Origin of the sequence: uncultured Cytophaga sp., from assembly GCF_937863595.1 — a bacterium.
Classification (GTDB): Bacteria; Bacteroidota; Bacteroidia; order Cytophagales; family Cytophagaceae; genus Cytophaga.
Map to the genome: position 1 here is coordinate 1 of NZ_CALMGQ010000137.1, position 23,060 is coordinate 23,060.

General features: G+C 35.1%; 19 protein-coding genes and 1 tRNA gene. 5 read left to right on the top strand and 15 right to left on the bottom strand.

The genetic code is table 11. From position 1 onward, the window contains the following. From Q0543_RS11980 to Q0543_RS11995, 4 genes are all read left to right on the top strand, one after another. Positions 1-223 (top strand): hypothetical protein (locus tag Q0543_RS11980; RefSeq protein WP_299253239.1); only part of this gene is annotated, 223 nt, incomplete at its 5' end. A gap of 2 nt (positions 224-225) precedes the next feature. Further along, positions 226-762 (top strand): hypothetical protein, encoded by a 537-nt coding sequence (locus tag Q0543_RS11985; protein WP_299253242.1) that lies wholly within the window; start codon positions 226-228, stop codon positions 760-762. A gap of 27 nt (positions 763-789) precedes the next feature. Continuing rightward, positions 790-1,482, top strand: coding sequence for a hypothetical protein (locus Q0543_RS11990; RefSeq protein WP_299253244.1), 693 nt, complete (start codon positions 790-792; stop codon positions 1,480-1,482). 85 nt (positions 1,483-1,567) lie between these two features. Continuing rightward, positions 1,568-2,863, top strand: coding sequence for a hypothetical protein (locus Q0543_RS11995; RefSeq protein WP_299253247.1), 1,296 nt, complete (start codon positions 1,568-1,570; stop codon positions 2,861-2,863). Between the two features lie 200 nt (positions 2,864-3,063). On the opposite strand, the gene Q0543_RS12000 is transcribed toward Q0543_RS11995, so the two are convergent. The 15 genes from Q0543_RS12000 to Q0543_RS12070 all read right to left on the bottom strand — a co-directional run bounded on the left by Q0543_RS12000 (position 3,064) and on the right by Q0543_RS12070 (position 21,843). Then, complete coding sequence (locus Q0543_RS12000; RefSeq protein ID WP_299253251.1) at positions 3,064-5,793, bottom strand: PrsW family glutamic-type intramembrane protease; 2,730 nt, start codon at positions 5,791-5,793, stop codon at positions 3,064-3,066. Between the two features lie 546 nt (positions 5,794-6,339). Beyond that, a complete protein-coding gene (locus tag Q0543_RS12005) occupies positions 6,340-8,235 on the bottom strand; it encodes an amidophosphoribosyltransferase (RefSeq protein WP_299253254.1) in 1,896 nt (631 codons plus the stop codon). A gap of 12 nt (positions 8,236-8,247) precedes the next feature. Beyond that, positions 8,248-9,726 (bottom strand): NADH-quinone oxidoreductase subunit N, encoded by a 1,479-nt coding sequence (locus tag Q0543_RS12010; RefSeq protein ID WP_299253257.1) that lies wholly within the window; start codon positions 9,724-9,726, stop codon positions 8,248-8,250. A gap of 22 nt (positions 9,727-9,748) precedes the next feature. Continuing rightward, positions 9,749-11,443, bottom strand: coding sequence for an NADH-quinone oxidoreductase subunit M (locus Q0543_RS12015; RefSeq protein WP_299253260.1), 1,695 nt, complete (start codon positions 11,441-11,443; stop codon positions 9,749-9,751). 17 nt (positions 11,444-11,460) lie between these two features. Then, positions 11,461-13,518: an NADH-quinone oxidoreductase subunit L gene (locus tag Q0543_RS12020; RefSeq protein WP_299253263.1), complete on the bottom strand. Its 2,058-nt coding sequence runs from the start codon at positions 13,516-13,518 to the stop codon at positions 11,461-11,463. A 1-nt stretch (position 13,519) separates the two neighbouring features. Beyond that, positions 13,520-13,825, bottom strand: coding sequence for an NADH-quinone oxidoreductase subunit NuoK (gene nuoK / locus Q0543_RS12025; RefSeq protein WP_299253266.1), 306 nt, complete (start codon positions 13,823-13,825; stop codon positions 13,520-13,522). Continuing rightward, positions 13,822-14,343, bottom strand: coding sequence for an NADH-quinone oxidoreductase subunit J (locus Q0543_RS12030; RefSeq protein ID WP_299253269.1), 522 nt, complete (start codon positions 14,341-14,343; stop codon positions 13,822-13,824). The genes nuoK and Q0543_RS12030 overlap by 4 nt, the downstream gene beginning before the upstream one ends. Further along, positions 14,340-15,815 (bottom strand): 4Fe-4S dicluster domain-containing protein, encoded by a 1,476-nt coding sequence (locus tag Q0543_RS12035; protein ID WP_299253272.1) that lies wholly within the window; start codon positions 15,813-15,815, stop codon positions 14,340-14,342. Before Q0543_RS12035 ends, Q0543_RS12030 begins: the two co-directional genes overlap by 4 nt. Next, positions 15,816-16,913, bottom strand: coding sequence for a complex I subunit 1 family protein (locus Q0543_RS12040; protein ID WP_299253275.1), 1,098 nt, complete (start codon positions 16,911-16,913; stop codon positions 15,816-15,818). A gap of 453 nt (positions 16,914-17,366) precedes the next feature. Next, positions 17,367-18,176 (bottom strand): glutamate racemase, encoded by an 810-nt coding sequence (murI, locus tag Q0543_RS12045; protein WP_299253278.1) that lies wholly within the window; start codon positions 18,174-18,176, stop codon positions 17,367-17,369. Continuing rightward, positions 18,173-18,739: an aminoacyl-tRNA hydrolase gene (gene pth, locus Q0543_RS12050; protein WP_299253281.1), complete on the bottom strand. Its 567-nt coding sequence runs from the start codon at positions 18,737-18,739 to the stop codon at positions 18,173-18,175. Before pth ends, murI begins: the two co-directional genes overlap by 4 nt. A gap of 341 nt (positions 18,740-19,080) precedes the next feature. Further along, positions 19,081-19,656, bottom strand: coding sequence for a 50S ribosomal protein L25/general stress protein Ctc (locus tag Q0543_RS12055; RefSeq protein ID WP_299253285.1), 576 nt, complete (start codon positions 19,654-19,656; stop codon positions 19,081-19,083). Positions 19,657-19,677: 21 nt separating this feature from the next. Next, positions 19,678-20,604, bottom strand: coding sequence for a ribose-phosphate pyrophosphokinase (locus Q0543_RS12060; RefSeq protein WP_299253288.1), 927 nt, complete (start codon positions 20,602-20,604; stop codon positions 19,678-19,680). A gap of 70 nt (positions 20,605-20,674) precedes the next feature. Continuing rightward, a tRNA-Gln gene (locus Q0543_RS12065) sits at positions 20,675-20,747 on the bottom strand. A 220-nt stretch (positions 20,748-20,967) separates the two neighbouring features. After that, positions 20,968-21,843, bottom strand: coding sequence for an SDR family oxidoreductase (locus tag Q0543_RS12070; RefSeq protein ID WP_299253291.1), 876 nt, complete (start codon positions 21,841-21,843; stop codon positions 20,968-20,970). 133 nt (positions 21,844-21,976) lie between these two features. Between Q0543_RS12070 and Q0543_RS12075 the strand changes: the two genes are divergently transcribed. Next, positions 21,977-22,942 (top strand): OmpA family protein, encoded by a 966-nt coding sequence (locus tag Q0543_RS12075; protein WP_299253294.1) that lies wholly within the window; start codon positions 21,977-21,979, stop codon positions 22,940-22,942. Positions 22,943-23,060 lie beyond the last annotated feature (118 nt).

Sequence of the window (23,060 nt, forward strand, 5' to 3'; positions counted from 1 at the left end):
AACAGCATTAGACCATCATATTAACCGTCCCGCTCATCTTAAGTCTTATTTCGGAGAAGCGTTAAATAGGTTTCATGAATTACACCCAAAAGTTCCAATAAACCCAAATGAATGGGGAGACAATCATTCAAAATATGAAACAATTATTATAGATGATTATGGTGTAACAAGAAGCGGAACAGATATGAAAAACAGATATGAAAAATTAAAAACTAAATTATAAAAATGAAATTATTAATAAAACTAATATTTGTATTTAACTTATTAAGTTGTCAAAACTATTCAAATCAAGATGTAAAGATAGTTCTTTCAAATAATGAGCCTAAAGTAGTTGATAAAATTAAAACGGCAACTGAATTAAATAAACCAAAAAATATATTTATAGACTCAACTAAAATTATATCTTTTAAATTATTTAAAATTATTTTCCTTGAATACAATAATGAATTTAAAATGTGGTATTACCCTAAATTGATTATTAATAACGATACGTTACAAATAAAAGACTTACCCATTGAAAACGGCAGTGAATTATCAATCGACAAATCACCAAATGGAAAATATTTTGTTTTAGATAATATAATTAAAGGTTATGTCGAAGATGATAATGGGAATAAAATCCTTCATGAAAATTATACCTGCGTTATTATAAATGTAAAAGAAGCAAAAGTTGAGCAATTTTTACAATCCGAATGTGATGGTGTATGGAATGAACGAAATGAATGGATATCATCAGATAATGTTATTTTTTCTGGTGAATAATTTTACGAATCAATATTTACAGTATAGATGAAAATACAACCTTATATAATAGTAGGATTGTTGCTCTGCATGTTTCAATGTAAAGAAAAATCAATGGATGAAAATGATTCAAATAAAATCCCCTCCATAAATATAACTCAGCGTGAATTAGTAAACGTTATCAAAAAAGATAGTGTCAACAAATATATTCCAAAATATCATGATGAAGAAATTGGAAATATATCAAGAAATATTGATCCATTTATCCCACCAGATTATGTTCTTTTAGACACAGTTTCTGGCGACCTAAATTTGGACAATTATAATGATTTGATATTGGTTCTAAAAAAGACTACTGAAGAAAGAACTTCTGATGTAATCGATAATCCAGAAAAAAGACCCCTATTGATTTTAATTGGTGAACCTAATAACAAATATAAACTTGTTGAAAGAAATGACAATACTATTTATTGTGTTAATTGTGGCGGAATGATGGGCGATCCATATATTCAAACTGTAATTAAAAATGGTTATTTTTCTGTAGAACATTATGGTGGAAGTTCCTTGAGATTGACACGAATTATAACATACAAATACTCTAAAGAAGATAAGAATTGGTTTTTATACAAAGATGGTGGTGAAAGTTTTAATACTAGTAAACCAGAAAAAATAAATAAAACAATCAAAACTGTTAATGATTTTGGGAAAGTACTTTTTAAAGATTTTAATATCTACAAATAACAAAATAAGAGAATAATTATTTATGATGGAAATGTAAATGTAAATCAAAGCAAACAATCTAAAAAAATCAAACTAAACATTACGTATGAAAATCAACAAGCAGCTATTTTACAGAATTTCAATATTAATTATTTACTACCTTTTATTTTTATCAAGCATAATACTTCCAATATCGGCTAATGAAAAAAACAAACCTACTTATACAGCAACGTTTATATTATTTGTATCAATATATCTTCTAACATTTAAAAATAAAAAATCTTTATTTTTTTATTCAATATCGTTAATACTAATTCCTTTACTATTTATATTTTCAGGTGCAATTTGCGATGAGATAATGAAATTGGCATTTTTTGAAATACCTTGGGTCTTTTATATCTATCAAAACATGCTATTTCTAATCAGTTACTTTTTTTTACTGGCTTATATAAATAAGTTATTAAAAAAACCAGAAGCATCAACTGATAATAAAAATATATTTATAAAAGGTAAAGACTATGTGTCCGTTGTAATAATAATGTTTATAGGTATTGCTAGCATATACTTTTCAATAAATAACTTCAATAATATATCAAATCAGTATGAACTAATCAAAGAGTACGAATCAATGATACCTGATACAGTATTTGTTGCAGCACATAGAATGGATTTACATGAAGGTCAGGGTGATTATGAAGAAGAAGGAGAAGAAAGCAATGAAGAAGAAATAAGCACCTATTCACTCGCATCGTTATGGGATAAACCAGAAGATGACAAGAAAAATATCGAAGACGCAATGCTATTTTTAATAGATAAAAATTTATCAACAGATGGACAAGGTAATTTATATCAATTAAAGGACGACTTAGCTGACTTTATTTATTTATGCCCAAATGTTTATAATCTGTATAATTGTAATCAAAGATTAATAGATAAATATGAAAGGCATGACAGTTTACAAATTAATCATTTTGTAGAAATTAAAAATGAAATTGGTAATGATCCTATTAAAATGAAGTCCGTTTTTAATTCATATAAATATATGTTTTATGGTTTAATGCCTAAAAGAATATATTCAAATACAGACTTAGAAAATATGGTTAATATTTTAATATTAAGCTATCAAGATTTGAATGTTAAAAATTCAGATAATAACTTAATAAAAGTACAAGAAATTTCAAATAGTGAATATGATTATTATGATAAAACTGACATGGTTGAAAAATATATTTCAGAAGAATATATGAGTGAATACAAAAAAATATATTACGGTGATGGTTCCCGCATAAGATATGGAGATTTATACTGGGCCTATACCTTTTGGGCTAGACGCTACGATGAGAAAAACATAAAAGAGGTTTATGAGATCCTAACGGAAGTTCAAAATCATTATTCAGAATAGTTAACAATAAAAATTTAATTATAACACAAAATTTTATTGTATTAGAATATCTGATAAGTATACATCCCTAATTTCAAATAAATTTATTTTAGAATAATTATATTCAAAGCAGTTCAAAATTTTCCATTATTAGTTATGCACTAACAATGGTACTTAAACAATATAACGTTGAAATAGAAGATTAGGGAAGTCCTACTTCCCTAATCTTCCACACCATCGTCCTCACCTACCCTACACCATTTATTAAGATACTCAATCGCATTGGGACTGCCATATGAGTGCGCTGTTTCTAGATCTACGCACGCAGCTTCTTTTTTATTCAAGTAATAATTACAGAGCCCACGTTTCATTAACGCTTCGGAATAAAAATCCTTTTTTGTTATTAATTTATCGTAATACAAATACGCTTCATTGTATTGTTTTTGCTCCATATACAAATCTGCAATTTTCATATAGGCATATTTACTTTGATGATTTTTGTCTGCCAAAAACAAATTCATACTTTTTGTAGCTTCGGGCATGTTCTTTAAAGCAACACAAGTATTAGCCTTATACCAATACAAACTATCAAATTGATTTGAATACATTTCACAGGTATTAAATGATTGTAATGCTTGCGGATATAAACCTATTTTATATTGTGATACCCCACGTATTGCAAAGTAATCTGGTGCAATGTAATCGGGAATATTGTCTAGATAAATGTAGCGCAGTGCTTCCGGATAAAAGCCTCCATCCATTCTGATTTTTGCAAACAAAATTCTAGCTTCATAATTGTCTTCATTAAAATTAAGTGCGGATCGGCAATGTACACTCGATGTATAAATTTCTAATTTTTCCAGGCTTCGTTCTGCTGCTCTGTAATAATCTATGGATGTAGTGTAATCCATAAATTTAGTAAAGGAATACAAAAACAATAAAAAAGCCAGTCCAATTAATGCAAGCCATTTCCAACTTGAATTGATTGTTTCAAAAAGTGTTTGTTTTTCTTCAGCAGTCTCCATCGTACAATAATCGAGTATTGTATTTTCACTTACACTTCCATCAATAGTTCCATCAGAAGTTCTGTGCGTATGTGTTATTAATTTTACAACCAATTTGTGCTTCACATTAGATTCCATCATATAGCATGCAACAAGCGTATGAATAGGCTGTCCATTATATGCGATGGGTTCATTCAACTGAATTAAATAATTATGATTACTCTCTTCAATCGACACCAGCTCTATAATCTTTCCGTACAAGGGATAAATGGCTTGATTTACACTTTTTTTGTTTGTTAGTAATACAACTTCACTACCAACTGTTCTATTGATAGAAAAATTTGAAACGAACATTTCTCCTACACTCGACCAATGGTTTCTGCATAACACAATACGTGCAAAATTACTGGAGTAAATAATTAAAATCGCGATATAAGCCAACAAGCTCGTTAGTAAACTATCATTGGCATGTGGCGCACCAAAACGAATGGCATCTAGTATAAATTCAAATATCAATACCATACCTAAACTTGCAATCAATATAAATGCATTTTCATTTGCGGGATAGACATTGTTGGGATTGAAAAAAGGGGATTGATTTAATGCAGAATTGTACATCATTTTTAAGCCGAAGAATGAAAAGACAACCATTCCGAATGAAAAGACATAAAAGACAGAAGAGACCGATTGCGTCAAAAAAACATCATACATACCATGCGTAACAATAGATAACACAATACATCCGACAAGATATTTTATCTTTTTCAGCATTCTCGTTTTTATAAATCCGTACCAAATAATGGTTGAACAAAAAATATGCATAATCACAGAAAGTACACTTCGATTATGAATGACATCAAAATTTGAATTGCCATAGTATTGATCGAAGTACATGAGATTTTCCATGAAGGCAAAGCCCAATGCACTAACCGTAGCGAGAATTAAGTAGTCAACGGGTTCTTTCATTCTTTTTGAGAATACCAACACACAGATAAGAACTGGCAGTGCTTTTGTAAGTTCTTCAATGCCTCCTACGCCAAAAATATAATACATTACATGGTCTAGAAAACCTCCATCGCCATAAAATTGAAAACTAAAATGAAGGATGTCGTACAAGACAATACAAAATGGAGTTATCAAACATGACAGTATAAAAACAATAAAATAAAGTAGATAGTCTTTCGGTACAAATAATTTAAATCGCGTAAAATAATATCCCCACAACAGTGCAATCAAAGAGGCTGCAAGTATTAAATCCCAAGTTCCGTAGAGTTCTAAATTGAATGTTAGATATGTCAACAAAGGACCGTGATGAAAATATTCATTTCGCAAAATATAATCTGGACAGTTTTTTACAAACAGAGGCTCTGACATCAACGCATGAATTTCATCTGTTTGTTTTAAGGCAAAATATACTTCAGCGAGTCCTTTGTATGCGGAGCTTTTATTGCCGTTTTTATAAGTCAATTCTTTCTTAAAACAATCAATCGCTTCGTTTAATCGACCAAGATAGGCATTTGCCCACCCGAGTTCACAGCTGTAATATGGCTTGTCTGTAATGGTAATTGCCTCTAATTCTTGAATCATGAACTCGTAATTTTCAAGATGTTTATACATTAAGGCGTGACCAAAATAACCCGCGTTTTTGGTCGGAGGGTAGGAATTTGGTTTTAGATCTATAAAATAATTTTCAGGTGAAAGATCATCTCTAAAATACAAGCCACCCAAAACATTTTGATACGCAGGTTTATTGTAGTGATTGCGCATCGTCAAATAAATAAATGGGTAGGATGCCGTATCTGCATTTATAAAGGGCTTGGGCATTTGCCAAGAGGGATTGATTAATACTTCCTGCTTATGAAATAAAGGAACAGGTAAAATTTTGTTTACAAATAAAACAATCCAAATAAGAATGATTGCAAATGCAATGTAAAAGTATCTAAGCATAAATAAATATATGTAAAAATTTCTATAACTGGATTTCGCAAAGAGCTTTATTTGATATAGCTAAATCTATGAGGCCTAGACGAAATGAATGTATAATACAAATAAGCAGCAGTAATTTATATAGCCATAAGAATTATTAGTCTATTCAATTTGTTTCACAATTAAAGATAGTTGGTCGAAAAGACACAACCTTGGCGAAAACCCACAAAAAAAACTGTATACGATTTATAACCAATTTGTTTTTATCAATTGCTGCAACTTTAAAACCATTTGTATAATCATTCGTTAAGAACCGACCCCACTAGGGGTCGAATATTTATAGGAAATATACATTGCTTCCTAACCCATACGCGCCATTCCTAGGGATGGCGCGTATGTTATTTATTTGTTTTTATTCTGCTATAAATATGTGAATCCTACCGGTGTCATAACACATTGTTATTTATTTAGCGGAGAATTTTATTACCCCCTATAATCCATATACCACAAAAAAAAGAGCCTCGAATTACTCCGAGACTCTTTTCACACTATACATCTAAAACAATCTTAATACGCTCTAACAGTCTTTCCTTCCATGAAATACATGAAGGCCTTATTCACTACGCGGTTACCGCCAGTAGTAGGATAATCGCCCGAGAAATACCAATCACCAATATGGTTTGGACATGCTCTATGTAAGCCTTCAAGAGTTTGGAAAATGACTTCAATCTCTGCATTACATCCTTTTGGTGTAATAATTTCTGCAATCTTTTTACTCACCTGCTCATACGGGAATTGCAAATACAATTCTTTCACATGATTCATCATATTGCCACTTAAGTTTGCAATAGCAGATTTACATTTTTCATTTACTGTATCCAACAGATTTTCTTGCTTGGTTTCTTTCAACAAGGCAATCATAGCACGGAATGCAACGAAGTCTTTTACCTTCGACATATCAATACCATAGCAATCTGGGAAACGTATTTGCGGAGCGGAAGAAACAATGATAATTTTCTTCGGCCCTAATTTATCCAACATACTTAAGATTCCATTCTCTAATGTTGTACCACGAACAATTGAATCATCAATGATTACAAGATTGTCGATTCCTTTGCGAACAACGCCATAGGTTGTATCATACAAATTAGAAACAAACGATTCACGATTCACATCGGAGGTTATGAAAGAGCGCAACTTTGCATCTTTTATAACCATCTTCTCAATACGTGGTCGTAAGCTCAATACTTTCTCTAATTCTTCACCCGTAACGCCCTCTGAAACTACTTTCTTACGATAACGTGCTAAATATTCTTCCATACCCTCTATCATACCTAAGAAACTTGTTTCTGCAGTATTTGGAACGTAGGAGAAAACGGTATTTTCTACATCATAATCGATGGCTTCTAGAATTTGTGGAGTTAAAATTTTACCTAGTTGTTTACGCTCTTGATAAATTTGTGGATCTGAACCACGAGAAAAATAGATGCGTTCAAAACTACATGATTTTTTAGGAAGTTGATCGATGAATTGTTTTTCTTCATAGTTCCCATCACGATCAATGATCAATGCATAACCCGGCTGAACTTCTAGAATATCATCATAATTAATTTTACTCCCCATCGCACTTTTGATGGCTTGTCTTTCGGATGCTACAATTACAATTTCATCGTCTGCATAATAAAACGCTGGACGAATACCTGCTGGGTCGCGTGCTACAAATGCAGTACCATGTCCTGCAATACCCATCATTGCATAACCACCGTCAAAGTCTTTACAAGAACGCATTAATACGCGTTGTAAATCCAATTCGTTTTCGATGATGGTTGATACTTGAGAGTTGGAAAATTTATCTTTGTGTTTTTCAAATAAAAACTGATTTTCTTCATCTAAGAAGTGACCAATTTTTTCTAATACCGTAACGGTATCTACTTTTTCTTTTGGATGCTGACCTAATTCAATTAACTTATTAAAAAGCTCATCTACATTTGTCATGTTGAAGTTACCTGCAACAACCATACTGCGGCTTCTCCAGTTATTTTGACGTAAAAATGGATGACAATTTTCTATGTCATTTTTACCATGGGTACCATAACGCAAATGCCCCATTAACACTTCACCTGTGAATGCTACATTTTCTAGCAACCACTGTGCATCGTTAATTTTATCTTTATTATCTCGAATGGCTTTTCTGAACTTCTTATTTACTTTCTCAAAAATTTCAGCTACGGGTTGCTGATCTACGGAGCGGTAACGGCTGATATAGCGGGTACCTTGGGGAACATCTAGTTTTATTACTGCAATACCTGCGCCATCTTGGCCTCTGTTGTATTGCTTTTCCATCAATGTATACAACTTATTGATGCCGTAATAAGGTGTACCGTACTTTTCGACGTAGTGCGCAAAAGGCTTTCGCAACCTAATTAACGCTATACCACATTCGTGCTTGATCGCATCGCTCATAGATGATAGATTTTAAATGTATGCAACTATTACTTTTAGTAAATCCATTAACCTATCGGGGCAGAAGAATAAAACAACCACCGGTAGCATAGTTAAACTTACGAAAACAAGAGAACTTTTGTGTTTGGATGTAAGTATTACTGTGTTTTCAAATTCCTTGAAAAACAAGAAATACGGAACCTTCATGTAATAAAAAACAGATGCTACTGTTCCCGCTACCGCTACACATATTACGCCCAACAGAATCGGGGATTGAATGGTTTCATAATATTGCCAAACTGACGTAAAAACGAAAATTTTAGCAAAGAAACCTGCTGTTGGAGGTAAACCGATAAGGGTCGCCATTACTAAAACAAAGATAATACTCATTATAGGTTCCTTTTTACCGAAACCCTTAAAGTTATTCACAGCATCTCCTTTTGAAATGTGTTCAAAATAATCCAATATAAATAAGGCTACGGGAACACTAAATAAATAGGTAACAAGGTAAAAAATAAGCGATTGCTGACTTAAATCGCCGCCACCCAATAAGGCCATCCCAATAAAACCACCTTGAGCAATGGAAGAATACGCCATTAATCTACGTACATTTTGTTGCACCAAGGCAGAAAAATTACCCACTAACAAGCTAAATCCAACAATTACGGCAATCAATATAGAGTACGATTGCATGCCTTCAAATAAAGCAGAAATACGCATCAGAAATATAAATGCAGCTATTTTGGGCAACGTAGACAATATATTTAACACTCCCCAAGAAGAACCTTCATAGGTATCGGGTGTCCATGGGTGGAATGGAAACAAAGACGTTTTAAAAAACAAGGCTGCCAATACCAATCCCAACACTATCCATTTTGAAAATACGGGTATGGCAGCAAAAGCTAGTATCCACCGCTCAGAAAACAAATCTAAGCCAGCAGTTAATCCATAAATCAGGGATATGCCAAACAACATTACACCTGTTGCAAAAGCTCCGTATAACAGATATTTCATTCCCGCTTCGGTACTTTTTTTATCAAGACGTGAAGCAACCAACATGTAGGATGGAACGGATATAAGTTCTAAGGAAAGAAACACCATGAATAAATTTACCGATGCTACTAAAAAAAAACAACCCAACAGAATTGCTAAAAATAACATATAGGTCTCTCCTCTTTCCCGTAAATACTGAGAGTAATGATATACTTGTATAAAAACAATTTCTATAATTCCGCTTATTATTAATAGTAATTTACTGAATAATATTACTGGATTTTGGACCAACATATTACTCATGAATTCCACATTGGGAATGGAATTGCGATCAAATAATTCATATCCCACATATACCCCAACTGAAAGTAAACACCCGATTGTGAGTGTAGCAAATACCGCATTTTTACGCGTTGCTTGAAACATGTCCGCAAACAATACTGCAAGCAATGCCAATACAAGCATTCCTTCTGGAGCGAGGTACTGTAAACTTTCCTGTATGTGATCTAATATATTCACGAGTATATTTTTAAAGAAAGGTTTATTTCATATTGATAAAAAAGCTCGACCATGCTTCCATAGACGGACCAATTTTATCCAACAATAAGGAAGGAAATAAACCAAATAGAATTACTAATCCACACAAACTATATAACAATACCTTTTCAGAAAAAGTTATATCTGTCAATGCTGTTCTGTCAATCGTAGCGTGGGTAGAAAATTTACCAAAGAACATGCGCTGTATCGTCCACAAATAATAGGCCGCAGATAATAACAAACCAAGGGTTGCGACAATTGGCATCCATGTTGGAATCGTTCCAGTAATTTGTGCAGATTGAAAGGCCCCAATAAATATGAGTATTTCCGCAATAAAACCAGACATACCGGGTAAGCCTAAAGATGCGAAAAAGGCAATGGTTACAATAACTGAATAGGCTGGCATTTTCGAAATCAGACCTCTATAATTTGGTATCATACGATCGTGCGTACGATCATACAATACTCCTACCAATAAGAACAATAAAGCAGAAATCAGTCCATGGCTAAACATTTGATACACGGCTCCTGTAATGCCTTCTGTAGTAGCTGCTGCTAAACCAAGCACCACAAAACCCATGTGTGATACAGATGAATAGGCAATCATCTTTTTCAAATCCGTTTGTATTAAGGCCACCAATGCTGCATAAATTATGGTAACAAGGCCAATCAATCCAACCCACCAAGACGCTTCTGCTGCTTCATGCGGAAACAAAGGCCAAGCAATTCGAATCAATCCGTAGCCACCAATTTTTAAGAGTATACCCGCCAACACGACCGATACCGCTGTAGGTGCTTCTACGTGTGCATCGGGCAACCACGTGTGAAAAGGAAAGGCTGGCAACTTAATTAAGAAACCAACAAGCAAGGCAATAAAACACCAAGTACGTATAGAGTAACCGAGTATTAATGTTGTATTACTTTCACCCAATAAACCCGTTGGTAAATAATTTAAGGGATTACTCAGTTGAACAAGATCTAAGGAATGTATGATAGAGGATTGATCTTGCAGCTCACCCGTATGAATACCTTTTTGAATATCGAGTATCGAATAGCCAGCGTTTGAAGGAACGTATTCCATCATTTCTGCAGGGTTATATGTACTGATGATTAATACAATGAATACAATTAAGATTAAAATCGAACCAAAAAGTGTATATAAAAAGAATTTCATGGAAGCATATTCTCTGCGTGCGCCACCCCATATTCCGATTAAAAAGAACATAGGCAACAACATAAATTCAAAGAATAAAAAGAATAGGAATAAATCTAATGCTAAGAAACAACCTGGTATAGATACACATAACAATAAATACAAAGCATGATACCCTTTTGGTTGTTTGCTAATGTTCCATGACGCACAGGCACCTGCAAACAATACAATAGAGCTTAACAGTATCATGGATAAATTTAAACCATCTACTCCTAAGAAATAATTGATGGATAGTATACCAAGGTTACCTAATGAAAGTTGAAACCAATTCCCTTTCTCCATATATACGAGCGAATCGTAACTATGGAATTGGAAATATTCAGGTTTGAATTCAACAAATAAATAAACGCTCAATATCAATTGTGCTGCAGTTACTGCAATAGAGACCCAACGGTAATTTCGTTGATCTTCTCCTTGTATAAATAACAAACCCAACAAGCCAAATAAAGGCAAGAAGATAAGTATGGATAATACATGTGTTGCCATAAATTATATAAATTCTTTTATAGATACCATGCCAACCAGACAAGTATCAATGCAAAAGCGATGAATGTAAAATAGAAATACTGTTGAACGTTCCCCTTCAGATACGAACGAAAGAACGAGCCAATGCCGTTTATAATTGCTGAAACGAGATGTACAGATCCATCAATAATCCATCGATCAAATACATCCGCACATTGAGCTAATACTAATATAAAATATGCTTTTCCATGAATGAGGTGGTTGATCCAACGATCCGTTGATCCGCACAATTCTGCAACCAACATAACTGGACGAATCAGCAAAACATCCATACTTTTTTCAATATAAAAGTTTTGTGCAAACATCTTCGTCAAGCCAACATAGCGGTCTACAAAAACAGTAACATTTTTATATCGATTCGCAGCAATAACAGCTGCGCCAATACTTAATACCGAAGCCAATATGGGAATGAAGAAATGAAATACATGATGTTCGCCGGATACAAAAGACTGTTTCATCCACCAGCCTGTTTGCGCATGCAGCGGATTGATCGAAAAGAAAAACCAGATACTTAAAGTTGCCAATGCGATTAATGGAATATTAATCAACCATTTTGATTCCGTAATGTGATCGAAATACTGTTTATACGACATATCTGTTTTCAACAATCTAAACTCACCAAAGAAAATAAAGATTAATTGTCTCGTCATATAAAATGCCGTGATCGCAACGGTACTAAATGCAGCGGCAACAACAAACCAAGTCCACGTATTGGATACTGTAGCCCAATCATACAGTGCGCCTAAAATAGCATCTTTGGATAAAAATCCAGAGAAGAACGGCAAACCAATTAATGCCGCATAGGAAATCAAATAGGTAACAAATGTAAGTGGCATTTTTTTCCTAAACCCACCCATTAATCGCATGTCGAGCGTATCCAAATCTTTGTATTGTCCGTGATCAAATTGATGGCTTTGCATGTGATGCATGGAATGAATTACAGCACCAACGGATAAAAACAAACAGGCTTTAAAGAAGGCGTGCGTTGCTAAATGAAAGAAGGCTGCATCGTTAGCGCCTACCCCGACAGCCATCATCATATAACCCAATTGAGAAACGGTAGAGAAAGCCAATACTTTTTTTGCATCGAATGTGCGCATTGCTTGCAAGGCAGCCAAGACAGCAGTAATGCAACCAATAATGGTGATAAGATTCCCAACCCAATCGCCTAAAAAGAAGGATGTTTTTAATAAAAGAAATACTCCGGCAGCAACCATAGTTGCCGCATGCAATAAAGCAGAAACGGGCGTTGGACCAGCCATGGCATCTGGCAACCAAACATATAAGGGAAATTGCGCCGACTTCCCAACGGTGGCAAACCAAATCATAAAACCAATGAGTATTGGCATGCCAAATATCCCTGCGTTTAATAACGGTGTAATGCTTACCTGTTCTTTTAATACAGAAATTTCTGCGGTACCGTAGTTTGCAAACAACATCATAATGGCAATCACAAATGCTAAATCAGCGAACTTATTAAACAGAAATGCTTTCTTAGCAGCAGCTGCAGAGCTGTCTTTTTCATACCAAAAACCAATCAATAAGAAAGAAGCGAGCCCTACAAGTTCCCAAAAAATAAAGGTGATCATTAAATTATCGCTCAAGATAATCCCTAACATAGAGGATACAAACAAGGCTAAATAAGGGAAATATTTGGAATGATTTCTACGTTCACGCATGTATTCAACCGAATACAAATGCACCATCAAGGATACAAAGGTTGCAATCACCATCATGGTTGTGCTGTAATTATTTACAAGCATACTGGCGGTAAATTTCAACGAGCCAATTTCAAACCAAATCCATCTTGAAATATGTTCTCCTTCCGTATGTATGTGCAAATAAAGAGATAACACAAACATCACAGCCATTACTCCTGTTGCCAACCAAGAACGTATGGGTGCTAATATATGCTTCCCTGTAAAAAACAACAATACAAACGTAATGATTGGCATAAAGAAAATAGTCAATGCCAACACAGAAATATCATCTGCGGAAATCAATGGAACGTCAATATGTGGAATCAATCCGTTCAACTTATTTTTCTTTTAATTGGGTAATTTCATTCAAATCAATGGTGTTTAATTTCTTAAACAAGACAATGACGATGGCAAGTGCTACAACAGATTCTGCTGCTGCAACGGTAATGATTAACATACTAAATAATTGCCCATTTAAATACGGATCTAATTGTCCGAAGGCAACCAAGTTGATATTTGCTGCATTGAATATGAGTTCGATACCCATCAATACATACAATATATTGCGACGCGTGAAGACAATTGCAGAGCCTATGCTGAACAATAAAATAGAAACGATGATATAATAGTCTATAGGTATCATACGTCTTTCTTCGATTTATCTAAGACATGTGATGCAATCCAACCTGCACCTACCAAAACCACTAATAGAAATACGGCAACCACCTCAAATACCAATAGATTGTTTGTGATCCATAAATATCCTGTTCGCTTTGTTATACCTGTTGCATCGTGTGGAGACGTTTCCAACTGCGGATAATTAAAAGGTAAATCTGATAATAGAAATAATAATGCTCCTGCAATACATACGACCGTAACGATCGACAGCAATACATGCTTCTTTTCAAAATACGATTCAGGATCTCGATAGGTATACAAAACACCAAATAATAATAAAATCAATACACCGCCCACATACACCACCAATTGTACTACTGCCAAAAGATCGGAGCCTGCTACTACAAACAAGGCAGCAACACCCAATAAGGTCGACATCAATGCAATTGCTGCATACACTACATTACGTGTAAATAAAATAACCAAAGCAGAGCTCAGCAATTGTATGGCAAAGAAAAAGAAAACGATTTCAATTAGTTTCATACGCTCGGCTCTCCTCCTTCATCCGTCTTTTTAGGAATAATCGGTTTCATGATTGGCTTCATGATGGGTTTGGGTTTCGCAGCAGGTTTCACTTCTGCTTCTGGCGTAGTTGTTTGCTCCTCTGCTAAAGCATTCTTAATTGGTATATCTTCGCCTATTATTTCCGCTGATGGAGTCTTTGGTATGATGGGTTTCATAACAGGCTTCATTATCGGTTTCATAACAGGCTTTGGCTTATCTGCAGGTTTCACTTCTGCTTCTAATGATGTATTATCTTCAGTTGTAGCTTTTTCCTCTATTGAATCTGATATATCTGTACCCGTTGATTCTGTTGTTGGAGCCTTTGGTATGATGGGTTTCATCACTGGCTTCATTACAGGTTTCATTATAGGTTTTGGTTTCGCTACTGGTCTCTCCTCTGTTTCTGATGACGTATTATCTTCAGTTGTAGCTTTTTCAACTATTGAATCTGCTATATCTGTACCCGTTGATTCTGTTGGTGGCACCTTCGGTATGATGGGTTTCATCACTGGCTTCATTACAGGTTTTGCTTGTGGCTTAGAAGCTACTACTTCATCAGATGTAATTGGTTTTACTTCATCGTTCGATTTTTCAACTGCTTTTTCAGTTTCTTCCGATTCTGTTTTCTTTACCGTTGGTATCATAACCTTAGGTTTGAATACGGGTTTCGGCACAGTAGTTTTTTCTACTGACTCTTCATTAAATTCAGTTGCTGTAGAAGTTGAAGTCGTATCGGCTAAATTATCGGTTATTTCTTCTGTGCTTGGCTTCTTGATACCAGGCATTGCTACTTTCGGTTTGAAAGCAGGTTTTGCAGCAACCGATTTTTCACCACCTTCAGTAGTATTTACAATCTTACTTGCAGCAGCTGCAGCTTTCTTAGCTTTTTCTTCTGCTGCCAATACGTCCATTTCTTCACGCTTCAACACGCCTTGGGCTGGACTCAATTCTGCAAAATGATAAATCATATTGCTTACATCGTATTCGCTGAAGTCGTATGTTTTGGTCATGGTTAAACTTTCGGTCGGACAAACCGTTGTACACAAACCACAGTAGCAGCACTTCGCCATGTCGATATCAAACACAGCTGCATAAATACGCTTCGGACTACCATCGGATGTTTTCGTAATTTCAACCGGAGATTTTATCGGTTCAATATCAATGCAATTCACCGGACATACTTTCGCGCACAAATCACATACGATACAATCTTCTATTTCATTGTGCAAACGATAGCGCCCATTATCGGGCACTGGAATGGATTCATGCGGATATAGATTGGTCACAATCCCATCTTTTTGCATGAAGTACGTTTTGTCCATTACGCTTACTTGCGACTTACGCTTCAATCCAATAGCAATAAAAAAATGCTTGAGTGTAAGACGCAAACCGATAAGCATCGATTTAATCGAAACAATAAATAGGGCAGTATTTGAAATGTGTTTCGCCATTTATGCTTTCATCCATAAAACCCACAATCCACTTACGATAACTAATAGTAATGATAGTGGCAATAATATTTTCCAACACAAATTCATCAATTGATCTACACGCAAACGCGGGTAGGTCCAACGCATCACCAATTGTAGAAATACAATAACGAGTCCTTTGCTGATCAACCAAAACAAACCCCAAATATGCCCAGCCATTGTACCTGGTGCACCGCTTGTCCATTCTGCTAAGCGTAGACTTCCAATGTTTGGTAAAGCAGTATTCCAGCTTCCGAAGAATAAAACAACGCCTAACAATGCAACCAATAACATCATTGCGTATTCTGCTAAGAATAGAATGGCAAAACGAAAACCGGTGTATTCTGTATGAAAACCTGAAACCAATTCAGACTCCCCTTCTGGAATATCAAATGGTGCTCGATTGGATTCTGCTAGGGATGCAATAAAGAATACAACGTATGCCAATAATAGAAACGGATATTTGAAAGCATTCCAACTGACAAAACCACCAATTTCATTTACATCAATTCCCCAGCTGGTAACACCAAAAAGAGCGGTGTTCAATTGTTGCGTATTTGTGAAATAGATTCCTTGTTGAAAACTGATTTGCTGCAAATCGAGCGTTTGACAAATCAATACCACAGAAAGAATGCTGAGGGTTAATGGAATTTCGTAGGATATGACTTGTGCAATGGCACGGAAAGAACCCAGTACAGAGAATTTATTATTGGATGCCCAACCGGCTAAGAAAACACCAACGACATCTAAAGAAACAATGGTAATCATAAAGAACACACCTACATCTGCTTTTGATCCGATTAAGTCTGGAGTAAACGGCAAGGTTGCAAAGCCTGCAAAGATGGCGGTAAAAATAAGTATGGGAGCCAAACGGAATAAAAATCGATTTGCACCAGTTGCTATGATGTCTTCTTTTTGAAGCAGTTTTAATAAATCGGCAATGGTTTGTAACATACCGTAGGGACCAACTTCCATGGGGCCCAAACGGTCTTGAATAAATGCTGCCACTTTTCGTTCTGCCCAAACAACAAATACGGCATACAGAAGAATGAGCGTCAATACAAAGAGTACTACAAACATGCTACGAATTTAAGAACAAAAGAGGGTAATCCCTAGGGGAAAATCCCAAATAATAAAAAACAAATACCAAACAAAAGGTCGACAAATACTGTGTTTTAGGTGTCAAGAATGCACTACCAAAATTGAGATATGGATTGTATTGAATTGTTTGCAGAAGTTAGAATTATATTCTAAGATTTGGGTGCTACGCAGAATGAAAAAAAACCTAAAGTGGAAGGCTTAAAGTGGAAGGTGTAAAATACGTAGTTTTTCTTCAGACCCTGGCGCACTCACTGGCTCCATTCTTCAGATTGGTACCTACCATTCGGAAATTCTTGATAACATTTGACTAATAAAATGTAGTCAAAGACTACAAAAATAAAAGAAACTAGTGGCACTATGCTCAACACTAGCTCCAGAGATTGTTAAAGCTTTTTAATACTCCGTACTCTATACTCCGTACTTAGTACTTTTCTACTCCCACAACGGATACCGCTCCAAATGCACTTCTTGTCTAAAAAACAATCGCGTAGACTCCGCAAATGACTGCGTATAATCCGACACATAAAATTTATGTTTGGGTGTTTTTTCTTCGTTTAATAAATGACTTGAGGACAAATATTCTTTCACAGCTACTGCAACAATATCTGAACTGTCAATCACATTTACTTCACCCCTATAATGATTTTTTATTTCTTCTTTAATCAAAGGATAATGCGTACATCCTAAGATTAAGGATTCAATACCGTCTAAAGATGGATCTTTTAAATAATTAGAAATAATACTGCCTGAAATGGCATTGTTAAAATAGCCTTCTTCTATCATGGGCGCTAACAAAGGCGTAGCAAAGGCTTTAAAAATAATATCTTTATTCAGTTTATCAATTTTACGTTGATATACGTTTGAACTTACTGTTTTTTTTGTACCAATTAATCCAACTTTCCCATTCGGATATTCCGCGCCAACATACTGTACAATCGGATCGATAACATTGATCACTTTTGCTCTGCTCCCCACATATTCTTTCACCAATTTATAGGCGGCTGCAGAGGCAGAGTTGCAAGCAATCAAAATCACTTTGCAGTGTTGGTTCAACAACATTTCACTAATCTTTACTGCATACGATTGTATGGCAGCGGTCGATTTATCTCCGTATGGAAAGTGTGCCGTATCTCCAAAGTAAATGATGTTTTCATTGGGTAGCAATTGATTCACTGCATACGCTACAGTTAAGCCGCCAATGCCACTATCAAAAATTCCAATGGGATTATTCGACTCCTTCATTTCTTTGTATTTACACTATTCATGGCACGTTCAACACCTATTGTCGCAAAACCTACAACTGCATCTTTCGCCCGTTTCAATACCTCTGGCATTTCTTTTTGTTGCTCTGCAGAAAAAGGCGCAAGTACATAATCCACTTGTTGTCCTTTTGAAAATTCACTTCCTACCCCCATTCTTAAACGGGTATAATTGGCAGCACTCAATGTTTCTTCAATATGAGACAATCCATTGTGCCCGCCACTAGAGCCTTTCATGCGCATACGCAGCGTGCCAAAGGGCAAGGCCAAATCGTCGGTAATCACCAATATATTTTCAATCGAAATCTTTTCTTCTTGCATCCAATACTGAACGGCTTTACCACTCAAATTCATGTACGTGGTTGGCTTTACTAAAATCAAGGTGCGCCCTTTTACTTTTATCTCAGCAACATGCGCATGACGTTTCAATTGAAACGAAACCGCTTTTTCTTCTGCCAAAGAATCTAGCACCATAAATCCGATATTATGGCGTGTTTCATGGTATTCGGAACCAATATTTCCCAATCCGATAATCAGGTACTTCATGTTAACTATTTACTACTACAGTTATTTATAACGTAAATGTACAAAAAGTAGTAGAGATGTTGGGGAGGAAATCCCAAATAACAAAAAACAAATTCCAAACGGATGGAAATGTGTTCCTTTTAAGTTTTGAGTAATATGTCTTAAGAATAACCTAATGCAAAAGGCCTAAAGTCTAAAAGGTTTCAATTTGCATAGAATGGTTGGCCGAAAAGGCACAACCATTGCGAAAAAAATCAAATGCAGCAATTCTTCTTATCCATTAAACCTACGAATCCCAATTCAGACAATAAAAAAAGGTCCTGCGTAAGCAGGACCTTTTCAATTTTATAAGCGAGCTAAAATTATTTTTTAGCTGCTGCTTCTTCTTGTTTCAACGATCTTGGTATTGTGATTGTGCAAACAGGAATAGATTTTGAATTCAAAATTGTGTAATCTTTTGTTTTGATTTCACCAACTTTTACAGATTTAGCCAACTCCAATTTAGAAATATCAACCATGATAACATCTGGAAGATTTTTTGGTAATGCTTTAACTTGTAATGTAGCTACTTTCTGAACCAATTTACCCCCTTTAATAACACCAGGAGAAGTACCTTCAAACTTAATTGGGATATTCATTTTAACTTCTTTCTTCTCATCTAATGCTAAGAAATCCACGTGTAACAACATTTCGTTGATTGGGTGGAATTGAACTTCTTGAACAACACATTTGTGTTGCTTACCTTCTAAGTTCAATAAAACTGTACATGCTTCACCTGTGTAAACGATGTCGCGGAATAAAAACATTGGAACATGGAAATGTAATTGTGATGCACCACCATATAGCACACACGGTACGTTAGAATCTAGACGTAGGTCTTTTGATCCTTTTTTACCGAGATTTGCTCTGCTATACCCTATAATCTCTACTTGTTTCATAATTGTATTGTTATATATATATTAAAGAAATAATGAACTCACGGATTCGTTCTGTTGAATTTGATGAATTGCTTTTGCAAATAAATCAGCCACTGTCAGAACTTTAATTTTTGTTGTTGCTTTTCTAAGCGGTATGGTATCTGTAACCAACATTTCTGTCAACATAGAATTTTCTATGTTTTCATAAGCAGCACCAGATAAGATTGCATGCGTACAAATAGCACGAACACTTTTTGCACCTTTACCCATGATTACTTCAGCAGCACGAGTAATTGTACCACCAGTATCAATCAAATCATCTACTAAAATAACATCAGCACCTTCAACATTACCAATTAATTGCATAGAAGCAATTTCATTTGCACGTTCGCGGTGTTTGTCACACACAACAAAATCTGCTTTTAAATGCTTAGCAAATTCACGAGCACGTTTTACACCACCAACATCTGGTGAAGCAATGATTAAATTATCGGATTGTATTGTTTTTAGGTACGGAATAAAAATTGCTGCACCATCTAAATGATCTACTGGAAAATCGAAAAAACCTTGAATCTGTCCTGCATGTAAATCACATGTCATTAAACGGTCAACTCCTGCTGCAGAAAGTAAATTTGCTACCAACTTTGCTGCAATAGGTACTCTTGGTTTGTCTTTACGATCTTGACGCGCATAACCAAAATAAGGAATAATTGCTGCGACTTCTGCTGCTGAAGCTCTACGAGCTGCATCAACCATTAACATCAACTCCATTAAGTTATCAGCGTTGGGGAACGTTGATTGTATGATATATACATCTTTTCCACGAACGGATTCGTCAAAACTAACATATATTTCACCGTCGCTAAAACGTTTTATCGTTCTATTGCCAAGTGGTTGTCCATAAGAAGCAGCGATTTTTTCTGCTAAATATTCTGAGTTCGTTCCGGAAAATAACTTTAGATCTGACATACCTATTAGGTTTGGTATAAAACGAAGAACGATTTAACCCCTTTCATTAGGATTAAATCGTCTTTTGTTGTTGTCCGACTAGGTTTCGAACCTAGACTCTCCTGAACCAAAATCAGGCGTGTTGCCAGTTACACCATCGGACAATCTCAATGACAGGCAGAACCTTTATTTGTCATTTCGGAGTGCAAATATAAGGGGAAAACTCATTTTTAGCAAAGTATGTGCACATCTTTTTTTGATAATTATTCAATTTTAGAGTGTTTTCGTTCAATAGATCATACAAACACCTCTATTTAAACGGATTAAATATTGTAATTATTTACTCCGTTTAAGTTAAAAAGAAGCTTTCTGAAACTAAATTCCTTATTTACCTCGAATGCTACGTTCAATTTCCGCCCACTCTTCCTTCGTTACTACATCCAATCCATTAAATTCACCCGCGCCTTTCAACCATTCTCCACCATCAATCGTCACAATTTCTCCGGTCATGTAGGCAGAATATTCGGAAAGTAAATAGGAAGCTAAATTGGCCAGCTCTTCGTGTTTCCCAAAACGTTTTAAAGGAATGCGATTTTCTGGTTCAAATAATTCCGCAATTTGTCCAGGGAACAATCTGCTCCAAGCGCCTTCTGTTGGAAACGGACCTGGTGCAATGGCATTGAAACGAATATTGAATTTTGCCCACTCAACTGCCAACGATTTTGTTAAGGCGATTACCCCTGCTTTTGCACAAGCAGATGGAACAACATATCCAGAACCTGTAGTTGCATAGGTTGTAACAATACTTAAAACCGTTGCTGGAATCTTGTTATCAATCCAATATTTTCCAAATGTCAATACACAATTGTATGTCCCCTTTAAAACGATATCTACTACAACATCAAATGCTTTAGGTGATAAATTTTCTGTAGGACTAACAAAATTACCTGCTGCATTATTTAATAATCCATCCACTCGACCAAATCGATCAACCGATTTTTGCAGCAACTCTTCCACTTGTCTATAATCGCGTACATCACAAGCCACTGCTAATACTTCTCCGCCAGTTGTTATTTGCAATTCAGCAGCAGTCGCCTCAAGTATATCTAATTTTCTGCTGGTAATAACAACCTTAGCTCCTAGTTGCAATAGCATTTGCGACATACTTTTTCCTAAGCCTGTACCACCACCTGTAACTACAATAACTTTATTTTTAAAGGCTTCTACCTGAAGCATAGGTTTGAATAGATTTAATTCCATAGTTTATAAATTTAATAATCTAAATATCGTCTTAGGGATAATATAATACGTATTTTTACAATATCCTCATAAAGTAAAGATAGAACATATCTACATCTAACTACTTTCCTTCACAACTAATTTAAATAGATACATGAAAAAAAATCAGTTAACACATCTTGCCTTTGGATTTGTATTGAGTATTGGGTTTCTGTTCAATTCATCTTGTATTGTTTCTAAAAAGAAATACGATGCATTGAGCAAGCGAACTTCTGCGCTAGAAGCAGATAAAGCAGCATGTGAAGAAAATTTCAAAAATTTAGTTATTGAACATGCAGAATTAAAAAAACAATACGACAGCTTACTTGCTTTAAGTAATGAATTACAAAAAGATACGACTGATTTGAATAGCGCACTTCGCAAAACTCAAGCAAACTACGAAGCACTTAATAGTACTTACAATAGATTGCTTGCAACGCATAATAAAATTGTAAATTATAATTCTGCAGAATTTGAAAAGCTAAACAAAAGCTTGGCAAAACGTGAATTGGAAGTCGGAACATTGCAAGCAGATTTGAGTGAACGTGAACGCAGAGTTAAAGAACTTGAAAAAGTAATCGCGGATAAAGATCGAGCTGTGAATGAATTGCGCAACAAAGTAACTTCTGCGCTATTAAATTATAAAGACAAAGATCTTACGATCGAAGTTAAAGATGGTAAAGTGTATGTTTCTTTAGCAGAACAATTGCTATTCAAATCGGGTTCTACAGAAGTGGATCCAAAAGGAGTTGAAGCATTAAAGAAATTGGCAGCTGTATTAAAAGAACAAAAAGATATTACCATTATGGTTGAAGGCCATACAGATGATGTACCGATGTCTAAAGGAACAGCTGGGATTAAAGACAACTGGGATTTGAGCGTGTTACGCGCAACTTCCATCACACGTATTTTAACAGGAGATGGCGTAAATCCAATACATGTTGTACCTGCTGGCCACGGCGAATTCATACCAGTTGCACAGGGTAAAACAGCTGAAGCTAGAAGTAAAAACAGAAGAACGGAAATTATTTTGACTCCTAACTTGAATGAATTGTATAAGTTATTAGATACAAATAAATAATAAGTAGTCAGTGGTCAGTAAAATTAATTCACAATTCATAATTCACAATTCATAATTCACAATTCAATGTCGTTTAGTTAAGGAAATTTAAAATAAAATTGATAATTTTACAATACTA